Genomic DNA, 20,825 nt, shown 5'->3' on the forward strand with positions numbered 1-20,825 from the left:
ACATCGATCTTCGAGGGGAAGTCATGCCCAGCCTCCTGCCCCGTCGGGCCCTGCGCCCAGCGGTCCTGTTCACCGGGGCCGCACTCGTCGTGTCCCTGGCCGCCTGCAAGTCGTCGTCCGGGGAGTCGTCGACCACCCCCACGCCGTCCGCCACGGCCTCCGTCGAAGCCACCGTCGAGGCCGGTGTGCTGGGCGTACGCGATCCGTGGGTGAAGGCCGCCGACGAGGGGATGACGGCGGCGTTCGCCACGTTTGTCAACGACAGCGACACCGATGTCACGATCACCGGTGCCGCCAGCGAGGTATCGCCGATGGAGCTGCACGAGATGGCGATGGCGGACGGGAAGATGGTGATGCGGGCTAAGCAGGGTGGCGTGGTGATCAAGGCGAAAAGCGAGTACAAGCTGGAACCGGGCGGCGACCACCTGATGTTGATGGACCTCGCCAAGCCGGTGCGGGCCGGTGACGAGCTGTCCTTCACCCTCAGCTTCGCCGACGGGCGGACCCAGACGTTCCGCGCGGTGGCCAAGCCGTTCACCGGGGCGCAGGAGAGCTACGCACCCGGGCACGGGGAGCCGATGCCGGACATGCCGACGAGCCACAGCCCGGCGCCGTGACGCCCACCAGCCGGCCGGTGAGCCGGCGCGGCCTGCTCACCGGCGGCGCGCTGGCCGCCGGTGGCACGGTGGTCGGGGCCGCCGCGGTAGCCACCACCCGCGGCGAGCCAGCGGGACGCCCGCCGGAGCGGCCGCCGACGGCGGGGGTCGGCGAGGCGGTCGAACCGTTCCACGGGGTACGGCAGGCGGGGATCGTCACCGAACCGCAGGCACACGCCGCGTTCGTCGCCTTCACCCTGCACCCCGGCACCGACCGCGGCGCCCTCGGGCGGCTGCTGCGGCTGCTCTCCGACGACGCCGCCCGGCTCACCCAGGGCCGACCCGCGCTCGCCGACACCGAACCCGAGTTGGGGCTGCTACCGGCCCGGCTCACCGTCACCTTCGGCTTCGGCCCGGGCCTGTTCACCGCCGCCGGTCTCGACGACCGCCGCCCACCCTCGGTGGTCGACCTGCCCGCGTTTCCGATCGACCGGCTGCAATCCCGCTGGTCCGGCGGGGATCTGCTGGTGCAGCTCTGCGCCGACGACCCGCTCACCGTCGCGCACGCGCAACGGGTCCTGGTCAAGGACACTCGGCCCTTCGCCACGGTGCGTTGGGTGCAGCAGGGTTTCCGGCGGGCGGCCGGCGCCGAGCCGGGCCGTACCCAACGCAACCTCTTCGGCCAGCTCGACGGCACCGCCAATCCGAAGCCGGGTACGCCGGTGGAGACGGCGGTCTGGATCGCCGACGGGCCGGACTGGTTACGCGACGGCACCACGCTGGTGGTGCGGCGGATCAGCATGAACCTGGAGACCTGGGACCTGCTCGGTCGCACCGACCGGGAACTGGCCGTCGGTCGGCGGCTGGACAGCGGTGCCCCACTGACCGGCACAGACGAACACGACGAGCCCGACTTCGCCGCTCTCGGCCCCGACGGGCTGACGGTCATCCCGGATTTCTCGCACCTCACCCGGGCGCACGTCACCGACGACCGGTTCCGGATCCTGCGCCGTCCCTACAACTACGACGGCGTACCCGCCGCCGACGGCACCGCGGACAGTGGGCTCATCTTCGCGGCGTACCAGGCCGACATCGCCACCCAGTTCCTGCCCATCCAGCGGCGGCTCGCCCAGCGGGACCTGCTCAACGAGTGGACCACCCCGATCGGTTCCGCCGTCTTCGCCGTCCCGCCCGGCTGCCCGGAGGGTGGTTGGGTCGGTCAGCAACTGCTCGACTGACGAGGAGAATGACCGCCATGTCTCGCCGCATTCACCGGCCGCTCGCCGCCGCCCTCGCCGCCACGCTGGCCGCCACCGCGCTGCTGCTCGGGCCGGTTGCCCCCGCGTACGCGCACAACGTGCTGCGCAAGGCCACTCCTGCGCAGGACGCCGAGCTGAAGAAGGCACCGACCCGGATCACCCTGGAGTTCCTGCAGAAGCTGAACCCGTCGTTCACCACGATCACCCTCAGCGACGCCGACAAGCAGCAGGTGACCACCGGCGAGCCGGAGGTCAGCGGCACCAAGGGCACGATCACCATCGAGCCGCCGCTGGCCAACGGCGTCTACACCGTCGCGTACCGGGTGGTCTCCACCGACGGGCACCCGGTGCAGGGGTCGTACAAGTTCACCGTCGCCGACCCGACGGCCACCGCCGAACCGAGCCCCAGCCCCACGGTGAGCGAGCCGGCACCGACGTCGGTGCCCCCGAGCGCCGAACCGACCGCCTCCGCCGCAGCCGCCAGCCCGGCCGCGAGCAGTTCCTCCGGCGGTCCCGGCACGGCGGCGCTGCTGGCCGGCGGCGGAATCGTGCTGGCGCTGGTGGCCGCCGCAGCGGTGCTCCTGCTGCGCCGCCGGTCCACCACTGGAGGCAACCCGGCGCGGTGAGCATCGCCGGGGCGGCACCCCAGCGGTCAGCACCGGCGGGCCTCAGCGCAGCAGCACCGGTCCCGCGTCGATCGGGGTCCGGAACAGCGCGTACGGCTTGCGGCGCAGATCCCTGCCCTGCTGGAAACCGGGTTGCCGGTGCAATTGGTTCGCGGTGACGTAAAGGTGCCCGTCCACCGCCACCGACAGGGTGTCCGGCCAGAGCAGCCGAGGGTCGTGGACGACACTCTCGTACTCGCCGTCCGGACGCCGCCGCAGCACCGCGTTGTGCTCGTACGCGGTGAGGTAGATCCGTCCGGCGTCGTCGGTCTCCAGGCCGTCGGAGCCGGTGCCCTTGTCGCCCTCGTGGACCACCGTCGCGGCGACCTCGTCCGCGCTGGCCGAGACGTCGGCGAGCGCGTCGGTGGCGACGCTGTACCACTGGCGCGAGGCCAGCGGACAGTAGTAGAGCCGGGAACCATCGGCGGAGATGGCTATCCCGTCCGCGCCGATCGTCAGCGGTGTCGGCGGCCCGTCGGCCGACCGTTGCAGGAGGGGTCTCCCCTCCACCACCGGCCGGAACCGAGCCAGTGGCTCCGCCTTGGTCGAGGGATGATCGTGCAGTCGTCGCCAGGAGGCACCGCTGGCCAGGTCGACCACGATGATCCCGTTCGGCCCGGCGACCGCGGAGTCGGTGATGTACGCGACGCCCGCCTCGCCGCGCCGCAGGTCGAAGCGCACGTCGTTGAGGTACGTGGTGGGCAGCGCCACGTCCGGCGGAAAGGTGATCACCTGGGCAACGGTGTCGCTGCCCAGGTCGATCCGGACCAGTTTGGGGCCGCCCGGTCGAGTCGGTTGGAACTTCGGGCTGCCGGTGTCGAGCACCCAGAGCCGGTCGACGGGGTCGACCACGACGCTCTGCACCGAGACGAAGGCACCCGGATCGTCGTCGTCTCGCGGCTGGTTCCACCGCTCGTCCGGGTACGCCACCTCGGCGCCGTCGCGCAGCTCGACCACGGTGGCGGGCACCTCGTCGCCCCAGCGGGGGAAGTTGACGAAGATCCGGCCGGTGTGCGAGACGCTGACCCCGGTCGGCATCGGCCCGGTGAAGGCATGGACCAGTTCCAGCTCGCCGACGGGCTCGTCGGACACGGGCTCGCTCATCCGCTGCTCCTGCCGTCGGGCCGCGTTTCGTCCCGACCCGTGCCCGGGTCTCAGCCGACGCGGCCTGGGCAACACCCGTTCCCGTCGTCGGATGACGCAAACGTGACGGCGCGGCTTCTCCGCCCGACGCGCAGGCGGGTGTCAGCCGGCGGCCGGGTGCGGATGTTGCCGGGGCGCGGGTAGGCGGTCGTTGTCCGCGTAGCCGGCGGCCTGGAGAGTGAACAGCTCGGCGTACCGACCACCGGCGGCGACGAGTTCGTCGTGGGTGCCCTGCTCGATCAGACGACCGTGATGCAGCACGAAGATCCGGTCGGCGTGCCGGACGTTGGCCAGCCGGTGCGTGATCAGGATGGTGGTGGCCCGGCCGCGCCGGTCGCGGATGGTTTGGAACAGCGCGTCCTCGGCCCGCGGGTCGAGCGCCGAGGACGGCTCGTCCATCACCAGCAGTTCGGCGTCGCGCAGGAAACCGCGAGCCGCGGTGATCCGCTGCCACTGCCCGCCGGAGAGGTCCTGCCCCTTGGCGAACGTACGGTCGAGCAGCGTCTCGTACCCGTGCGGCAACTCACGGATCATCTCGTCGGCGACCGCCCGGGCGGCGGCGGCCTCGATCCGGTCCTGCCGGGCCTCGGTGTCGATGTCCCCGATGGCGATGTTCGTGGCGGCGGTGAACGGCCACTTGTGGTACTCCTGGGTCACCACGGCGATACGACCACGCAACTCGTCGCGGTCCAACTCGGACAGGGGCCGCCCGTTCCAGCGGATCACGCCGTCGCTGGGCGTACGCAGGGCCGCGATCATCGCGGCCAGGCTGCTCTTGCCGGATCCGTTCTCCCCGACGAAGGCCACCGTCTGCCCCGCCTCGACGGTCAACGTCACACGATCCACCGCCGGGGTGTCGCGATCCGGGTAACGCAGGCTCACCGCCTCCACGGTCAGCTCCCGCAGCCGGTCGGGTGCCGTTGCCACCGCCTGCTCCGGCAGGTAGGTGGCGGCGCGGGTCATGAACCCCGTGTAGTCGCGGAAGTGCTGGCCCTCGGTGTAGACGCGGTCCATCTGAAAGGTCACCACGGCCAGCGAACGTTGCGCCGCCTGTACCGCGATCACGCAGGTCGCCGCCGCCGCGAGCGGGATCTGTCCGTCGATGAGCAGCAGACCGAGCAGCGCGTAGACCACGGCGGTGGCGACGCCTCCGATCATCGAGCCCACCGTGACCGTCGTGGTCACCCGACGCGCCAGGGCCAGCTCGATGTCGGTCTCCACCGCCATCACCCGGTCGTACTGGTCCAGCAGGAACCGGCGCAGGCCGTACGAGCGCAGTTCCGGTGCCGACGCCCGTTCGGCCATCAGCCGGTGCAGCAACCACATCCGACGTCGCCGGACCGAGCCGGCGATGTAGGTCTGGTACCGCAGGTGCCCCGCCCGCAGCGACGCCCACGCGTTCGGCACGGTCGCGACCAGCAGCGCCGGCAGCAGCAGCGGATGAATCACCACGACTGCCACGGTCACCGCGACCACCCCGACCAGCCCGGCGAGCAGGTTCATCGACGCGGGAACCAGATCCACGGCGGAATCGGTGCCCCGGGAGGCACGCTCCATGTCGTCGGCGAAAGCGTCCGCGTCGAAGGCCTCCAGTCGCACGGCCGTGGTCATCTCGAACAACCCTCGCTCCACCTCCCGGCTGACCCTGGGCGTCAGTCCGTTCAGGGCGTAACCGGTGGCGATCGCCATGCCGGACCGCGTCGCGGTCGCCGCGGCCAGCACCGCGAGCGCCGGCAGCGCGGCGACCACCTTCTCCCCGGTCGGCCCACCGGCGAACAACTCCACAAGCACCCGCTGCGTCGCGAGCAGCCCGAACGCCGACATCACGCCGGCACCGACCGTCGCGACGGCGACCACCGAGGTACGCAGCCGGTCGGCCCGCCAGCTGATCCGCAGGGCCGCCCAGATCAGCCGGGGCAGTTCGGCGAAGACGGCGAGCAGACCGGCCTGGGTCCGCGCCCGCATGCCCGTCTCCCACCACATGGCCCGCATCTCGGGGAGCACCGACTCCCCAGCCGACGGCTCGGCCTGTTCCGCTCGGTCACGACGTCGGGTCGACGTGGCGGCCATGCAAACACCTCCAGGGGTCGGCGACACGCGGCGGTCGCCTCTGCCCGCTGGATGGCGCCGCCGGGACGCGAACCAACGAGATAGCCAAAGGCGATCGACCAGCTACTTATCGTCACCGTCGATACGGTGGTGGTCCAGCCCTGTCGGCGCGCCGAACCGCCCGACCCGGACGCCGGGCTCCGGTCACCGCCGCTCGGCGCACCCCGGCAGCCGAGCGGGGTCAGGCACCGCGCGGGGCGTACATGATTACGGCGACGCCGAGCAGGCAGATCGCGGCACCGGTGAGGTCCCACCGGTCCGGACGGAAGCCGTCGAAGATCATCCCCCAGGCGAGCGAGCCGGCGACAAAAACCCCGCCGTACGCGGCCAGGATGCGGCCGAAGTTCGGGTCGGGCTGGAAGGTGGCGACGAAGCCGTACGCGCCGAGGGCGAGCACCCCGGCTGCGACGAACCAGAGCCCCCGGTGCTCCCGCCAGCCCTGCCACACCAGCCAGGCCCCGCCGATCTCGGCGATCGCGGCCAGGACGAACAGCAGGACGGAACGCAGCACGGTCACCCGCCGCACCCTACCGACAGCGGCTGGCCGCACCCCGGGTCGACGTCCAGCGAGCGGCGTTATCCTCTGCACGGGGCATCCCGCCGGAGGTGCCCGTGGCGGTGGGGCCCGCCACCCCGCCGGTGCGGGACAACCGCGGCGCTCGCCGCCAACGGTCCCTGCCAGGGCAGACGCGTACTGGTAGGTGGTGACCGTGGGGGCGCAGCGACCGCCCGTCGATCCCGATGTCGATCTCAGTGTGCCGCGGCAGCGCGCGGAGCTGCGGGGCGGGACCGCCAGTCTGCTCGCCGCGATCTCCGTCGGCGGGATGGTCGGCGCGCTGGCGCGATACGGGCTGACGGTGACCTTTCCGCATCCGCCGTCCGGCTTCCCCTGGGCCACCTTTGCCGTCAACGTCTCCGGCTGTCTGCTCATCGGGACGCTGATGGTGCTGATCACCGAGGTGTGGGCCGCGCACCGACTGGTCCGGCCCTTCCTCGGCGTCGGCGTGCTCGGCGGCTACACGACCTTCTCGACGTACGCCGTCGAGGTGCAGCAGGCGGTGGCGGCCGGCGCGGCCCGGACCGGCCTGCTGTATCTCGCCGGTACCCTCGTCGCCGCCCTCGCCGCCGTCCGGCTGGGCGTGACCCTGACCCGGCTGGCGACCGGCGTGGACCGGAAGCGGAGCGCTTGATGGCCGTCATCCTGGTGGCGCTCGGTGCCGCTGTCGGCGCACCGTTGCGCTACCTCGTCGACCGGGCGGTGCAGGGACGTCACGACTCCGTCTTTCCGTGGGGCACCTTAGCGGTCAACGTGGTCGGCTCCCTCCTCCTTGGTGTCCTGATCGGCGGGGCCGCGGTGGGTGCGGTGCCCGGTTCCCTGGTCAACCTGCTCGGCCTCGGTCTGTGCGGTGCGCTTACCACCTACTCGACCTTCGGCTACGAGACGATCCGGCTCCTCGAGGACGGTGCCCGTTTTCCCGCGCTGGTCAACGCTGGCGTCAGCGTCGTCGCCGCGCTGGGCGCCGCGTTCGTCGGGGTCGCCCTCGCCGAGGCGCTGTGGGCCTGACCGTCGCGCGTTCTCGGTGACCGGGCTCCTCGGCGTGCCGGCCGTTCAGCCGAGATCGTGGCGCAGCCGCTTGTCGATGGCGACCACGACTGCGGAAACCGCCCCGACGGCCAGGATGCGCAACCACACGTCCGGCCCGATCGGTGCCGTACCGAAGATCGCGTTCATCGGCGGCAGATACGTGATGGCGAGTTGGCACAGGGCCTGCGCGGCGACGCCGAGCAACAGCAGGCGGTTGGTGAAGAAGCCGAGCCGCCATGCCGAACGGGTCAGCGACCGGCAGCTGAACAGGTAGAACGTCTCGACCACGACGAAGACGTTCATGGCGGCGGTACGCGCCTGTGCGACATCGGCACCGTTGGAGTACTCCCACTGGAACACCCACCACGCGCCGGCCACCAGCAATGTGGCCACCAGCACGATCCGGATCACCAGAGCGCCGGTCAGCAGCGGCCGGGCCGGGTCGCGGGGCGGCCGTCGCATGATGCCGCGCTCCTTCGGCTCGAAGGCCAGCATCAGGCCGAGCAGGACGGCGGTGGTCATGTTGATCCAGAGGATCTGCGTGGGCAGCAGCGGCAGCGTGGCACCCAGCACGATGGCGACCAGCACCACCAGCCCTTCACCGAGGTTCGTCGGCAACGTCCAGACGATGAACTTTGTGATGTTGTCGAAGACCCCCCGGCCCTCCTCCACCGCGGCCTCGATGGTGGCGAAGTCGTCATCGGTGAGGACCATGTCGGCCGCTTCCTTGGCCACCTCGGTACCGGATCGGGCCATGGCGATGCCGATGTTCGCCTGCCGCAACGCGGGTGCGTCGTTGACCCCGTCGCCGGTCACCGCGACCACGTGGCCTCGTTGCTGAAGGGTCTCGACCAGCCGGAGTTTCTGTTCCGGGGAGACCCGGGCGAAGACGGCGGCCCGGTCCACCGCCTCGCCGAACCCCTCGGCGGGCAACTTTTCGAGATCCGTGCCGGTGACCACCCGATCCGGACGTTCGGCGTCGAGCAGCCCGAGCTGGCCGGCGATGGCGCCGGCGGTCGCCGCATGGTCGCCTGTGATCATCTTGACGTTGATGCCTGCCGAGTGGCAGGCCCGTACCGCCGGGGCGGCGGCGCTGCGGGGTGGGTCGAGCATCGCCTGCAACCCGGTGAGGACCAGGGTGCCGGGCAGCGCGACCTCGTCGAAACCGTCGTCCGGACCGTCCGGTGGTCGTACGGCGGTGGCCAGCACCCGCAGCCCGCGACCGGCCAGTTCCTCGGCCGCCCGGAGCGCGGCGTCGGCCCGGAGCGGGCGGATCTGACCGTTGGCACCCATCTCGCCCCGGCACATCGACACGATCCGCTCGACGCCCCCCTTGGCCAGGACCACCGTCCGGCCCGTGGCGCGCTCGTCGTGCAACGTCGCCATGTACTGCCGCTTCGAGTCGAAGGGGATGGTGTCCCGGCGTGGATAGTCGGCGGACAGCCGACCGTGGTCGATGCCCACCTTGGCCGCTACCACCTGCATCGCGCCCTCGGTCGGATCACCGGCCAGCAGCCACTCGCCGTCCTGCTCGCGTACCCGCGCGTCGTTGCATCCGGCACCGGCCAGCAGCGACCAGCGCAGGGCCTCGCCGCCCCGGCCGTCGTCGCGGACCTCCCCTTCCGGCCGGTAGCCGGCGCCGGTCACCTCGAACTCGGCGTCCGGGGTCCACAGCGCCCGGACCGTCATCTGGTTCTCGGTGAGCGTGCCGGTCTTGTCGGAGCAGACGACAGTAGTGCTGCCCAACGTCTCGATCGCCGGCAGACGACGGATCACCGCCCGTCGACGGGCCATCCGGGTCACCCCGATCGCCAGGGTGATGGTGACCGCCGCCGGCAGCCCTTCGGGGATCGCGCCGACGGCGAGCGCCACGGCCGCCGTGAACGTCTCGACCGCGTCCTGGCCGCGGAGCAGACCGACGGCGAAGGTCACCGCCGCCAGCACCAGGATGATCACGGTCAGCACCTTGCTGAACCGGGCCAGCTTGCGGGTCAGCGGGGTGGCCAGCGCCTCCGCCGCACCGACCAGTCGGTGGATCTGGCCGAGTTCCGTCTCGGCCCCGGTGGCCACCGCGATGCCGGCACCGCCGCCGGCCGCGACGAGCGTGCCCGACCAGACCATGTTGCGCCGGTCGGCGACCGGTGTGCCCACCGGCAGCTCCGCCTCCAGCTTGTCCACCGGTACGGATTCGCCCGTCAGCGCCGACTCGTCGACCCGCAGCTCGGCCAGCCGGACCAACCGCAGATCCACCGGCACCTTGTCGCCGGCCTCCAGCACCACCAGGTCACCGGGGACCAGGTCGTCGGAGGAGATCGCCCGCAGCTCGCCGTCGCGGATCACGCGCGCCTCGGTACGCACCATCGAGCGCAGGCTGTCCAGGGCCGCCTCGGCCCGCGACTCCTGGGCGTAGCCGATCCCGGCGTTGATCAGCACCACCGCGAGGATCACGGCCGAGTCGACGTACTCGCCGAGGACCGCGGTGACCACGCCAGCCGCGATCAGCACGTAGATGAGCGGGTTGTGGAACTGCCGCAGGATCCGACGCAGCAGGCCGCCACCACCGGCGGCGGGCAGCACGTTGGGCCCGTACCGGTCCAGCCGCCGGGCGGCCTCGGCGTCGCTCAGGCCGCGCTGCGGGTCCGTCTCCAGCAGCAGCACCACCTCGTGGGTGGACATGCCGTGGTGTTCGTCGGATCGCGACGTCCCCGCTGACTGTTCGAGCGTCACCGTCACCCCGCCGACGAAGAGAACCGGACCCGCGCCGCCGACCCGGGTCGCCGCCTTCCGCCCCGGCGGCGGGCCGGACACCGCATCCACCATCTTCCGGGACAAACTCGACCGAGCAGGCCGGAACGCCCGATCACGGCCGACGCGCTGCCGGCCGTCGCCGTTCAGCCGCTGGTGCGCTCGGCCGAATCGGGGTCGAGGTGCCGCCGCAGGGCGGCGATCTCGGCACGCAGGGCCGCCACGTCGTCGCTGGTGGCCGCCGCCGGCTTGTCGGCGCCAGCCGCGACGCGCTCGACGATCCAGGTCGCCAGCGAACCCGTGACGAAACCGATCAGGCCGATCCCACCGATCATCAGACCGAGGGCGACGAATCGCCCCGCGGTGGTCACCGGGTAGAAGTCGCCGTAACCGACGGTGGTGATGGTGACCGTCGACCACCACAACGCGTCGTCGAAGGCGGTGATGTTGGCGTCCGGCGCGAGTCGTTCGGCGTCCAGCACCGCCAGCGCGGAGACCAGCACCAGCAGTGCCGTGGTGGCGGCGACGTAGACGGCCAGCCGGCCGCGGGCCCACACCTCGGTGCGGCGATTGATGGTCAGCACCACCATGACCAGGCGTACCGCGCGCAGTGGTCGCAGCATCGGCAGCGTCAGCACCACGAGGTCGAACAGGTGTTCCCGGAGGAACTTCCGCCGGTCCGTGGCCAGCCGCAGCCGAACGAGGATGTCCGCCCAGAACAGCGCCCAGACGATGACCGTCGTGGCGGAACAGGCGGCCCGCCAGGCCGGGCTGAGGTCCGGACGCAGGATCGGTGCCGCGTACACCACCAGGAACACCACGGACAGCACGGTGAGCGGTGCGGCGCTGACCCGCTCCCATGCCTCCAGTCGATCGGTCCGCTGTGCTGTCCCGCCGCCCATGAGCCGGCTCCCGTCTGCTCCGTCGTCGTACGCGTGACCGGGCCATGGTCGCGCAGCCGGACACGAGACCCCACAGGCGGTCCGCAGATCGTCCGGACAGTGCGTCACCGTCACGCTCGGCATTCGGTGGCTGCTCGCCCGGTAACGTGAGCGCGGGGACACACCGTGGCACGGGTCGCCGCCCGGCTGACAGAGCCGGGCGTGCCGGCTGTGCGGCCCGTGGGGGCGGGGGTCGGCGTTGTACCCCCACAGCGGGCGCGAGCGTGAGGGAGCGGATGCATGGGTCGACTGCGGCTGGGACGGGTTCCGGGATGACCCTGCAACAGGTCTACCTGCTGATGATCGCCGCGGCGGCGACCGTGCTGGTAAGCGTCACCGCCGCACGGCTGGCCACCCGGGTCGGCGTACCGATGCTGCTGGCGTACCTCGGCATCGGGCTGCTGCTCGGCGAGAACGGACTCGGCCTGCGCTTCGACGACGCCGCCCTGGCGCAGGCCCTGGGCACTGCGGCGCTTGCGGTGATCCTGGTGGAGGGTGGCCTGACCACCCGGTTCTCCGACATTCGACCGGTACTGGCACCGGCGACCGCGCTCGCCACCGTCGGTGTGCTGATCAGCGTCGGGGTCACCGCCCTCGGCGCGCACCTGCTGCTCGACGTCTCGTGGCAGCTGGCTCTGCTGCTGGGCGCGGTGGTGTCCTCCACCGACGCGGCGGCGGTCTTCTCGGTGCTGCGCACCCTGCCGTTGCCCCGGCGACTGGCCGGGCTGGTGGAGGCAGAGTCGGGGCTGAACGACGCACCCACAGTCATCCTGGTACTCGCCTTCAGCGCCACCGGACTGACCTCGACCAGCCCGGTGGAACTGCTGGTCCAGATGGTCTACCAGCTCGGCATCGGTGGCGCGGTCGGCGTCGCGATCGGCCTCGCCGGAGTGTGGTTCCTGCGCCGGCTCACCCTGCCCGCATCGGGCCTCTATCCGATCGCCACCTTCTCCTGTGGCATCTTCGCCTTCGCCGCCGCCGGGCTCGTCCAGGCCAGCGGTTTCCTCGCCGCGTACCTCGCCGCGCTGATCCTGGGCAACGCCCGGCTGGCGCACCGCCGCGCCACGGTGTCGGTGGCCGAGGGGCTCGGCTGGATCGCGCAGATCGGCCTGTTCGTCATGCTCGGTCTGTTGGCCAATCCCAGCGAACTGCCCGCCGCGATCCTGCCCGCCCTCGCCGTGGGTCTGGTACTGCTGCTGCTCGCTCGCCCGATGTCGGTGCTGGTCACCCTGTTGCCGTTCCGGATTCCGCTGCGCGAACAGGTGCTGCTGTCCTGGGCTGGGCTGCGGGGCGCGGTGCCCATCGTGCTGGCCACCATTCCCGTCGTGGCCGGCGTCGGCGCCAGCGAACAGCTGTTCAACATCGTCTTCGTGCTGGTCGTGGTCTTCACACTGGTGCAGGCTCCGACGCTGCCGTGGCTGGCCAAACGCCTGCGGCTCAGCTCGGCCGGGATCGGTCCGGACCTGCAGGTCGAGTCCGCGCCGCTGGACGCCATCGACGCGGACCTGCTGCACCTCACCGTCGAGCCCGACTCCCAAATGCACGGCGTGCACATCCGCGAGCTGCGGCTGCCGCCACCGGCCGCGGTCACCCTCGTGGTCCGCGACGGGACCGCCTTCGTACCCGAGCCGGACGCCCGGTTGCGCCACGGTGATCAGCTGCTCGTGGTCACCACCCCACACGTCCGGGACCGGGCGGAACGCCGTCTGCGGGCGGTCGCCCGGGCCGGCCGGCTCGCCCACTGGCGCGGCGAGACCGGCGACCCGGAGCGGCCGGCCAGGATCCGGCGTCCCCCGGAGACCCCGACGATCCCGCCGCGCGCGGCACCATCGCCGGACACCGGTGACGAGTCGCCGTCGGCCCTCGTCCCGTCGGCGGGCTGACCCGCACGGCGAGTGGCCGGCCGTCGCCTGGGCCCGACGCGGGCCGGCCAGGTACTCGACACAGGGCCTAAGGTGAGGCTGGTGTGCCGGGAAGCCTGGTCGGCGGTCGTGTCCTCAACAACCTCTCGGAGGCCGCCGTGCACCCGCCCGCCATCCGCACCGAGCATCTGAGCAAGCGGTACGGTTCCCTGCTCGCCCTCGACGATCTCGGCCTGACCGTCGACGCCGGTGAGGTGTTCGGCTTCCTGGGGCCCAACGGCGCCGGCAAGTCCACCACCATCCGGCTGCTGCTCGGCCTGGCCCGCCCGACCGCCGGCCAGGCGTGGATCTTCGGTACCGCCGCCGCCGAGGTGGCCACGGCGCACCAGCGGCTCGCCTACGTGCCGGCCGATGTGACGCTCTGGCCGCAGCTCACCGGCGCGGAGATCCTGGAGTTGCTCGGCGCCACCGGGCCAGGCGTCGACGTCGCCTACCGGGACGAACTGGTGGACCGGTTCGCCCTCGACCTGTCGAAGCCGGGACGGGCCTACTCCACCGGCAACCGACAGAAGGTGGCCCTGGTCGCCGCGTTCGCTACCCGCGCGCCGCTGCTCGTCCTGGACGAGCCGACCGCCGGCCTGGACCCGCTGATGGAACGCGAGTTCCGCCGCGCGGTGAACGAGGCCCGCGACGCCGGGAGCACGGTGTTCCTCTCCTCCCATCAGCTGGCGGAGGTGGAAGCTGTCTGCGACCGGGTGGGCATCCTGCGCGCCGGGCGCCTCGTCGACGTCGCCACCATGCCCGAGTTGCGGCGGCTGCACCGCACCGAGGTGCTGGTGCGGTTCGCCGGCCCGGTACCGGAGTTGACCGGCGTGGCGGGCATCGACGGCGTTCAGGTCGACGGGGCCGCGCTGCGATTCACCCTCACCGGGCCGCCCGGCCCGGCCCTGCGGGCACTGGCGGCGGCCGACCTCACCACCCTCACCATGCGCGAGCCCACGCTGGAGGAGATCTTCCTCGACTATTACGGGGAGGGGAGTCGATGACCGCCATCGGAGGCGGAGGCGCCGCCAGGGCCGCCGTCACCCGGCTCGCCCTGCGCCAGGTCCGTCGGCCCGCGCTCGTCGTGTCCGCGGTGACGGCCGGCATCACCGCCGTCGTCGTCGCCGGGTACGAGAGCACGGCCGGCACCGCACTCGATGCCGCCGCGTTGGCCGCCCTCGCTGAGAACCCGGCGGTCCGCACCCTGTTCGGTGAACCGTTCGCGCTGGACACCCCGGGTGGCTTCACGGTCTGGCGGACCGGCACCGTACTTGCCGTCCTGCTCTCGGTGTGGGGGGTGCTCGCCACCACCCGGGTCACCCGGGGCGAGGAGGAGAGTGGCCGGTGGGACCTCCTGCTGGCTGGCCGGCTGACGGTGCCGGCCGTGCTCGGTCGGCACCTCGCCGTCCTGAATGCCGCAGTGGTGATCGCCGGAGCCGCGGCCGGGATCGTGCTCGTCGCGGCCGGCACGCCACCGGGCGGCGCCCTTCGGTACGCGGCGGGTCTCGTGCTGGTCGCCCTCTTCGCCGTGGCGACGGCGCTGTTGACTGCGCAGGTGATGCCGACCCGGGCCGGGGCGAGCGGGTCGGCCCTGGCCGTGCTCGGCGTCGGACTGCTGGCCCGGATGGTCGGGGACGGCGTCGCCGCGCTGGGGTGGTTGCGCTGGCTGTCGCCGTACGGGCTGCTCGCCCTCGTCCGTCCCTACCGCGACGACCGGCTGCTGCCCCTGCTCGTGCTGGCCGGTGCGGCGCTCCTGGTCGGCGCGGCGGCGACAGCGCTGGCCGGGCGTCGTGACGTGCGGGCCGGGCTGGTCGCCGCACCGGCCGGCCGGCCGCCCCGCAAATGGCTGCTCGGCACGGTCGACGGGTTCGCGGTACGCCGGATGTCGCGCCCGCTGGCCGGCTGGTCCGCCGGGATCGGCGCGTACTTCCTGCTGATCGGTCTGCTGGCGACGTCGATGACCGACTTCCTGTCGGACAATCCGCGCTTCGCCGAACTCGCCGCGCAGGCCGGCTTCACCGAGTTGGGCAGCGTACGCGGCTACACCGCGTCCCTGTTCGTCCTGCTCGCCGTGCCGGTCGGGGTCTTCGCCGCGTCCCGGCTCGCCGAGTTCGTGGCCGCCGAGACGGACGGCCGGCTGACGTCGCTGTACGCACAGCCGGTCAGCCGTAACCGGCTGCTGACCGCCGAGACGCTGGCCGCCCTCGGCGGGGTGGCGGTGCTCGTCACCGTGGCGGCGACGGCGACCTGGCTCGGCGCCTATCTGGTGGACGCCCCACTGCCGCTGGCCGCCGCCCTGGCCGGCACCTGGCACGTGCTGCCGGTCGTGCTGCTCTGCCTCGGCGCGGCGATCCTCGCCCTCGGTTGGCTGCCCCGGGCCACCGCGGCCGTCGGTGTCCTACCCGCGATCGGCGGGTTCCTGCTCCAGGTGCTCGCCGACAGCGCCGACCTTCCGGGGTGGGTGTCCGCGATCTCACCGTTCACCCATCTGGCGGCGGTCCCGGCCGAGTCGCCCGCCTGGCCGGCGTGGTGGATCATGGTCGGGATCGCGGTGCTCGCCGCCGCCCTCGGCAGGCTCGGCCACCGGCGTCGCGACCTGCTGGGATGAACAACGCCCGTCGTCGCCGGGGAGCGTCGCGACCGGTGTCGAGCGGCAGGTGAGGGCCTAGGCCCTGCGTCGAAGTCCTCGGTCGAGCCGAGGCGGAGTCCAGGCGGCGGTCCGGCAAGGCGGGGATTGGTCCGGATACCGGTGTTGTATCCGGACCAATGCCTAACGCGGCCGGCCGTCGCCTGGGCCCGCCGTAGGCCGGCCAGGGACTTCGACACAGGGCCTAACCGGCGGCGGCCCGCCGGACCAACCGGCGGGCCTCGTCGCCCGGCACGCCGGTGGCCCGCAGCATGTCGTTGGCGACAGTCCGCAGTTGGGAAACCACGATGGTGCCGGAGAAGCCGATCTCCTGCCGGCATGCCTCACCAGCGTCCTGCACGGCCCGCAGCACCCGCTCCCGCGTCCGGACCGGCTCCTGCATCGACAGGAACTCCTCGTGCATCAGGCGCACGCCCTGCCCCACCTGCTCGACGGCGGTGGACAGGCAGACCGGCACCGGTTCGTGGTCACGCAGTGCCGTGAAGATGCGGCGGACCAGCGTCCGGCTGTTGCGGAAAGCTCGGTCCAGGTGCTCGGCCCCGGCGCCGTACGCGGCCAGCGCCCGGCGCCGCCGCCACTGCAGCGGAGAGAAGCGGACCACCTCCTCGGCAGCGGTCACCACGTCACCGACCTCCCGCAGTTGTCCTTCGGCGGACCGCATCTCGTCCAGCACCTCCCTCGCCCGACGCGCATCCCCTCGGGCCAGCGCCTCCGCGGCCGACGTCAACTGCCGGGCGAAGGTGTCCAGCGCCGGCCCGGCGATGCGGCGCACGCTGCGGGTCGGGTTCATCGGGGCGAGGACCAGCACCACCAGCAGCCCGGTCGCGCCGCCGACCAGGGCATTCACCGTCCGCGGCAGGACGATGTCCGGCGTGCCCGGGGCGAGGGTGGCGATCAGTGCCGCCGCGCCGCCGGCCTGGGTGACCAGGGCACCGGTGCCCCGCACGGCCACCGCGACAAGCAGCGCACCGAACACGATCACGAACGTCTGCCAAGCACCGGTGCCGACCGTACCCACCAGCAGGTCGCCGATCAGGACCCCGACGATCACGCCGACGATCAGTTCGACGGCCCGGCGGGCTCGCCGGCCGATCGAGGTGGCGATGACGGCGACCGCGGCGATCGGGGCAAAGGTCGGGTCCGGGTTGCCGAGCACCTGCTCGGCGACCAACCAGGCCAGCGACGCGGCCAGACCGCCCTGGAAGGCCAGCAGCAGATGCTGTCGCAGCCGGCCGTAACTGCGCCTGCCGGCGGCTGCGAAGCGTCCCCGGAGGCTGCTCATCGGGTCATCCGACGGGGTGGGCCATGGTCCCGGTGAGTGCCACGGTGCCCGGCAACCGGGTGTCCTGCCGGAGGAACTGCACCACCACCGGCACTGGCGAACTGAGCACACAGCCGTACGGGCGGTCGAGGCGGACGGCCTCCGGATCGATCAGGTCGTTGACCCGTACGTGCCGGATGCGGCGGGCACCGACGGCGAACCGGTACGGCCCGACCGGTTCGGTGTCCTCGTAGTAGAAGTGGAGCAGCACCTCCGCCTCGGAGTCGGTGGTGTTCAGCACACACAACTGGTCGAAACTGGTGAACTGCGGCTCGCCGCCGGTGCCGCCGAACGGCACGTGCCCGCCCGGCACCGCCCACACCTGCGCCATCACGCCTCCTCCAGCAGTCGGGCCAGGTCCGGGGTGAGGAACACCCCGTCCGGGTCGAGGCGGCGGCGGGCCGCCTGAAAGTCGTCCCAGCGGGGAAAGAGCGGTCGCAGGTCCTCGGCGGTCAACCAGTGCTTCTTGCCCCAGTGCGGCCGTCCGCCGTAGCGCCGGAAGACGGCCTCCATGTCGCGGAAGTACTCCTCGTACGGCAACGAGGCGTTCTGCAGGCAGGCGATGGCGGTGGTGGGGCGACCGTACGCGTTGCTGAGCCAGATGTCGTCGGCGGCGATGCTGCGGACCAACACCCGCCAGCCCACGGTGCGCCGGTGCCGGCTCAGGATCCGTCGCCGGATCTCCGCGAAGCAGGCCGGGAACGCCTCTGACGGGAGCATGTACTCGATCTCCTCGAAACGCAGATCGCGATGCTGAGGGATGGTGTCGTGGGTCGGCCCGATCTCCAGTTCCTTGGGCTCCTGCCACCCGTTCCACTCCGGCACCCGGCGGGCCGGCCACGTGGAACGCGCGGCCACCCCGTCGATTCGGTTCATGGTGCGGATCTGGGTCAGGTCGCTGCGCGGGTACCAGTAGAAGTCCATGTTGCGGTTGGTGTGCTGCAACTCGGCCAGATGGTCGAGGGTCCACTCGATCGGGGCGCACCAGGACCGTCGACGCAACTCGTAGCTGGGCTCCAGGTCGAGGGTGAGCTGGGTCACCACTCCCAGGACACCGAGGGAGAGCCGGGCGGCGGGCAGCAGCTCCTGGTTGCTGGTCGCGGAGACGTCCAGCACCTCACCGGTGCCCGTGACGAGGCGTACCTCGGACACCTGGGTCGACAGGTTGCCGAAGCCGAGGCCGGTGCCGTGGGTGCCGGTGGCGATGGCGCCCGCGATGGACTGGTAGTCCACGTCGCCGAGGTTCTCCATGGCCAGCCCGGCCTCGTAGAGGCCCGCACCCAGCTCTCTGAGCCGGCTACCGCCCCGGACCGTGGCCCGGTCACCGGCCTTGTCGATCACACCGGCCATCCGGTGCAGGCTGACCAGGGTGCCGTCGGTGCGTACCAGCGGGCTCGACGAGTGGCCCGAGCCCACCGGGCGCAGGTTGGTCCCCGCCTCACGGGCCCGCAGCACCAGTTCCCGCACCTCGTCCTCGTCGGCCGGCTCGGCGTAGCCGGACGGGGTGAAGGCGAGACTGCCGGACCAGTTCACGAACGGACGGGACACCCCCGGCAACCTCCTCTCGACGGACGAACCGTGCGCTTACCCCCGGCCTGGCGGGGTAGTCGCTGGCATGGCCGAACCCGTCCCTTCCACGTCGAAGGCCCGACCCACCAGCGGGACACGTCGTGTCTGAGTGGTGGTACGCGGCGCTGGTGGCAGTGCTGTGGCTGGCCATCGGCCTGGGCACGGCAGCGGTTTTCGTCACCCGTGGCGGTCACCGCAGCCCGCTCTGGTACCTGGTGGGCGCACTGCTCGGGCCGCTGTTCGTGCCGATCGCGGTCGAGCGGGGCCGGGCCCGCCCACAGCTGGTCGACGTACGCCACCGACCAGCCCGACCGGTCGGCAACGGGTTGCGCGTGCTGGTCGGGGTGGACGGCTCCGCGCACTCCGACCGCGCGCTGCGTGCCATCGCCCGCGCCCTCACCGGAAGCACAAGTGAACTCGTCCTGGTCACCGTGACCAGCGCCGACCTGACCGACGCGGAGTCCCGGCAGGAGCACCAGCGGGCCCGCCGCATGATCGACGAGCGGGCCGCCGGACTGCCCGAGGGGCTGCCCCGGCCCACCACCGTGGTCGTCACCGGTCACCCCGTCGATGCCTTGCTGACGGTCGCCGACGACCGGGATGTGGACCTGCTGGTGGTCGGCCGGCACGGACACGGGATCGGCGACCGCTTGCTGGGCAGCGTCGCCGAGGGCCTCACCCACCGGTCGAGGCGGGCCGTTCTGCTCGGCAGCCTGCCCGGCCGCTGACCGCCCGCGACCCTCGCCACCGTCCGGCACCCCGGCCCTGACCTCGGTGTCGGCCGGTCCGGCGGTGCCGACCGGGAACCATGCCAGCCCAGGAAGCGACTATAGGTACATGCGGTGTGAGCAGTGGCGGGAGATCCTGTCGGCGCAGTTGGACGGTGAGGTCACGGCGGACGAGCAGCGCAACGTCGGTGCGCACCTGGAGACCTGCGCCGGTTGCCGGGCCTGGCTGGACGCGGCGGCGAAGGTGACCCGCCGGGCGCGTACCCAGGTGGTGACCTCGCTGCCGGATCTGACCGAGGCGATTCTCGCCGCCGCACCGCCGCCGCGTCGGCGCTGGCGCACGCTCGTCGCCGCCGCGATGCCGAGTCGTTGGTGGCCGGCGACCGGTGCGCGACCCAGCCTGGTCAACGGGCTGCGCGCCGCGCTGGGTCTGCTGGGCGCCGTGCAACTGGTGCTCGGGCTGGCGCAGATCGGCCGAACCGAGGTCGCCGAGCACCTTCACGCCAACGGCCAGCACCTGTGGCACGAATCCGCCGCCTGGAATGTCGCCGTGGGTGCGGGCTTCCTCTTCGTCGCGCTGCGTCGGACCTCGCCGTCGGGGCTGCTGCCGATGCTCGGCGCCTTCGTGGTCACCCTGGTGTTGCTGTCGGTCAACGACCTCGTCGCCTCGCAGGTCGCGGTGGAGCGGCTGGTGAGTCACGGCTTCCTGGTGGTCGGCTACCTGATCACCGTGCTGCTGGCGCGAAGCTCCCGCCAGCCCGGCGAACCGGGCGACCGGCGCCAGCCGGAGCGGTCCCGTTGGCGGTTGCGCCTCGACGAGGCCGACGAGCCCGCCCCGCTGCGGCTGTTGCCGCCCTACTCGGCCCAGGCCCGGCACTCCGCCCACCTGGGTTCCGCCCCGGCCCGCCGGCGTGCCGCTCACGGCGACGACCGGAACCGTGACCGGCGGCGGGTCGCCTGACGGGCCTCATCCGGCGGCGCCGGGCCGGTCCGCCGGACAGTCGGCCGACCGCATCGCCGCGACCAGATCCTCACGGGCCCGGGCCACCCGGGATCGGATGGTGCCGACCGGCACGTCACAAACCTGCGCGGCCTCGACGTACGACAGGCCGAGCAGTTGGGTCGCCACGAACGCCTCACGCCGCTCGGGGGCGAGACCGTCGAGCATTCCCCGGAGCACCACCTGCTCGTCCACCCCGGCACGCACTCCGGCCGGTGTGCTCTCCGCGGCGGTCTGCCAGTCGCTGAGGTTCGCGGTCCGTGGCCGGCAGGTGGCGGCGCGTACCTGGTCCACGGCGACCCGCCGGGCGATGGCGAGCAGCCAGGTCCGGGCCGTGGAGCGGCCGGCGAACGACGGCAGTGCCCGCCAGGCTCGCAGGTACGTCTCCTGGACCAGGTCATCGACCTCCCGCACCCCGGGCAAATGGGTCAGGAACCGCCGTACGTCCTGCTGGGTGGCCCGCACGAACGCGGCTGCGGCGGCATGGTCGCCCCGGCCCGCCGCGAGCGCGTACCCGCTGATGTCGTCGGTCACGGCTGTCATCGCCGTATTGGTCGGTGGAAACCGTCGGTTGGTTCCCTGGCGGGCCGGCAATCGGGCCGGCAATCGGAGG

The 20,825-nt window shown here is 72.3% G+C and carries 19 protein-coding genes; 10 read left to right on the plus strand and 9 right to left on the minus strand.

Going from position 1 to position 20,825, the window contains the following annotated elements; all coding sequences use genetic code 11:
* Positions 1–23 precede the first annotated feature (23 nt).
* The 3 genes from O7624_RS12945 to O7624_RS12955 are packed head-to-tail and all read left to right on the plus strand — an operon-like array spanning position 24 to position 2,481.
* The gene (locus tag O7624_RS12945; RefSeq protein ID WP_282240174.1) at positions 24–617 is read left to right on the plus strand and encodes a copper chaperone PCu(A)C; all 594 of its coding nucleotides are present in this window, start codon (positions 24–26) and stop codon (positions 615–617) included.
* On the plus strand, positions 614–1,834 hold the full coding sequence (locus O7624_RS12950) for a Dyp-type peroxidase (protein WP_282240175.1): 1,221 nt from the start codon (positions 614–616) through the stop codon (positions 1,832–1,834). Before O7624_RS12945 ends, O7624_RS12950 begins: the two co-directional genes overlap by 4 nt.
* 17 nt (positions 1,835–1,851) lie before the next feature.
* Positions 1,852–2,481 carry a copper resistance CopC family protein gene (locus O7624_RS12955; protein WP_282240176.1) on the plus strand — a complete coding sequence of 210 codons (630 nt, stop codon included), beginning with the start codon at positions 1,852–1,854 and terminating at the stop codon, positions 2,479–2,481.
* Between the two features lie 42 nt (positions 2,482–2,523).
* On the opposite strand, the gene O7624_RS12960 is transcribed toward O7624_RS12955, so the two are convergent.
* From O7624_RS12960 to O7624_RS12970, 3 genes are all read right to left on the minus strand, one after another.
* Complete coding sequence (locus O7624_RS12960; RefSeq protein WP_282240177.1) at positions 2,524–3,624, minus strand: L-dopachrome tautomerase-related protein; 1,101 nt, start codon at positions 3,622–3,624, stop codon at positions 2,524–2,526.
* A gap of 141 nt (positions 3,625–3,765) precedes the next feature.
* Complete coding sequence (locus O7624_RS12965) at positions 3,766–5,733, minus strand: ABC transporter ATP-binding protein (RefSeq protein ID WP_282240178.1); 1,968 nt, start codon at positions 5,731–5,733, stop codon at positions 3,766–3,768.
* A gap of 220 nt (positions 5,734–5,953) precedes the next feature.
* Positions 5,954–6,289: a YnfA family protein gene (locus O7624_RS12970; RefSeq protein ID WP_093408611.1), complete on the minus strand. Its 336-nt coding sequence runs from the start codon at positions 6,287–6,289 to the stop codon at positions 5,954–5,956.
* 193 nt (positions 6,290–6,482) lie between these two features.
* On the opposite strand from O7624_RS12970, the gene crcB reads away from it, so the two are divergent.
* Both crcB and O7624_RS12980 read left to right on the plus strand, forming a co-directional pair.
* Positions 6,483–6,962, plus strand: coding sequence for a fluoride efflux transporter CrcB (gene crcB / locus O7624_RS12975; RefSeq protein ID WP_307818562.1), 480 nt, complete (start codon positions 6,483–6,485; stop codon positions 6,960–6,962).
* The gene (locus tag O7624_RS12980; RefSeq protein WP_282240179.1) at positions 6,962–7,336 is read left to right on the plus strand and encodes a CrcB family protein; all 375 of its coding nucleotides are present in this window, start codon (positions 6,962–6,964) and stop codon (positions 7,334–7,336) included. Before crcB ends, O7624_RS12980 begins: the two co-directional genes overlap by 1 nt.
* Before the next feature lie 45 nt (positions 7,337–7,381).
* Here the strand turns inward: O7624_RS12980 and O7624_RS12985 are convergent, their stop codons facing one another.
* Both O7624_RS12985 and O7624_RS12990 read right to left on the minus strand, forming a co-directional pair.
* Positions 7,382–10,033: an HAD-IC family P-type ATPase gene (locus tag O7624_RS12985; RefSeq protein ID WP_282240618.1), complete on the minus strand. Its 2,652-nt coding sequence runs from the start codon at positions 10,031–10,033 to the stop codon at positions 7,382–7,384.
* 215 nt (positions 10,034–10,248) lie between these two features.
* On the minus strand, positions 10,249–11,004 hold the full coding sequence (locus O7624_RS12990; RefSeq protein ID WP_282240180.1) for a potassium channel family protein: 756 nt from the start codon (positions 11,002–11,004) through the stop codon (positions 10,249–10,251).
* Between the two features lie 311 nt (positions 11,005–11,315).
* On the opposite strand from O7624_RS12990, the gene O7624_RS12995 reads away from it, so the two are divergent.
* From O7624_RS12995 to O7624_RS13005, 3 genes are all read left to right on the plus strand, one after another.
* Positions 11,316–12,926, plus strand: a complete 1,611-nt coding sequence (locus O7624_RS12995; protein ID WP_282240181.1) for a potassium/proton antiporter — start codon at positions 11,316–11,318, stop codon at positions 12,924–12,926.
* A gap of 83 nt (positions 12,927–13,009) precedes the next feature.
* The gene (locus O7624_RS13000; protein WP_282240182.1) at positions 13,010–13,951 is read left to right on the plus strand and encodes an ABC transporter ATP-binding protein; all 942 of its coding nucleotides are present in this window, start codon (positions 13,010–13,012) and stop codon (positions 13,949–13,951) included.
* A complete protein-coding gene (locus O7624_RS13005) occupies positions 13,948–15,555 on the plus strand; it encodes a hypothetical protein (RefSeq protein WP_282240183.1) in 1,608 nt (535 codons plus the stop codon). The genes O7624_RS13000 and O7624_RS13005 overlap by 4 nt, the downstream gene beginning before the upstream one ends.
* Positions 15,556–15,778: 223 nt before the next feature.
* On the opposite strand, the gene O7624_RS13010 is transcribed toward O7624_RS13005, so the two are convergent.
* Genes O7624_RS13010 through O7624_RS13020 form a run of 3 tightly spaced genes read right to left on the minus strand, consistent with a single transcriptional unit; the run spans position 15,779 to position 18,463 of the window.
* Positions 15,779–16,876, minus strand: coding sequence for an FUSC family protein (locus O7624_RS13010; RefSeq protein ID WP_093408514.1), 1,098 nt, complete (start codon positions 16,874–16,876; stop codon positions 15,779–15,781).
* 4 nt (positions 16,877–16,880) lie between these two features.
* Positions 16,881–17,246, minus strand: a complete 366-nt coding sequence (locus O7624_RS13015; protein WP_093408517.1) for a sensory rhodopsin transducer — start codon at positions 17,244–17,246, stop codon at positions 16,881–16,883.
* The gene (locus O7624_RS13020; protein WP_282240184.1) at positions 17,246–18,463 is read right to left on the minus strand and encodes a D-arabinono-1,4-lactone oxidase; all 1,218 of its coding nucleotides are present in this window, start codon (positions 18,461–18,463) and stop codon (positions 17,246–17,248) included. The genes O7624_RS13015 and O7624_RS13020 overlap by 1 nt, the downstream gene beginning before the upstream one ends.
* Positions 18,464–18,585: 122 nt before the next feature.
* Here O7624_RS13020 and O7624_RS13025 point away from each other — a divergent pair, with 122 nt between their 5' ends.
* Complete coding sequence (locus O7624_RS13025) at positions 18,586–19,212, plus strand: universal stress protein (protein WP_170863555.1); 627 nt, start codon at positions 18,586–18,588, stop codon at positions 19,210–19,212.
* Between the two features lie 109 nt (positions 19,213–19,321).
* The gene (locus O7624_RS13030; protein ID WP_282240185.1) at positions 19,322–20,173 is read left to right on the plus strand and encodes a zf-HC2 domain-containing protein; all 852 of its coding nucleotides are present in this window, start codon (positions 19,322–19,324) and stop codon (positions 20,171–20,173) included.
* A 6-nt stretch (positions 20,174–20,179) separates the two neighbouring features.
* Here the strand turns inward: O7624_RS13030 and O7624_RS13035 are convergent, their stop codons facing one another.
* A complete protein-coding gene (locus tag O7624_RS13035; RefSeq protein ID WP_282240186.1) occupies positions 20,180–20,755 on the minus strand; it encodes a sigma-70 family RNA polymerase sigma factor in 576 nt (191 codons plus the stop codon).
* Positions 20,756–20,825 lie beyond the last annotated feature (70 nt).

Origin of the sequence: Verrucosispora sp. WMMD1129 (assembly GCF_029581255.1) — a bacterium.
GTDB classification, from domain to species: Bacteria; Actinomycetota; Actinomycetes; order Mycobacteriales; family Micromonosporaceae; genus Micromonospora; species Micromonospora sediminimaris.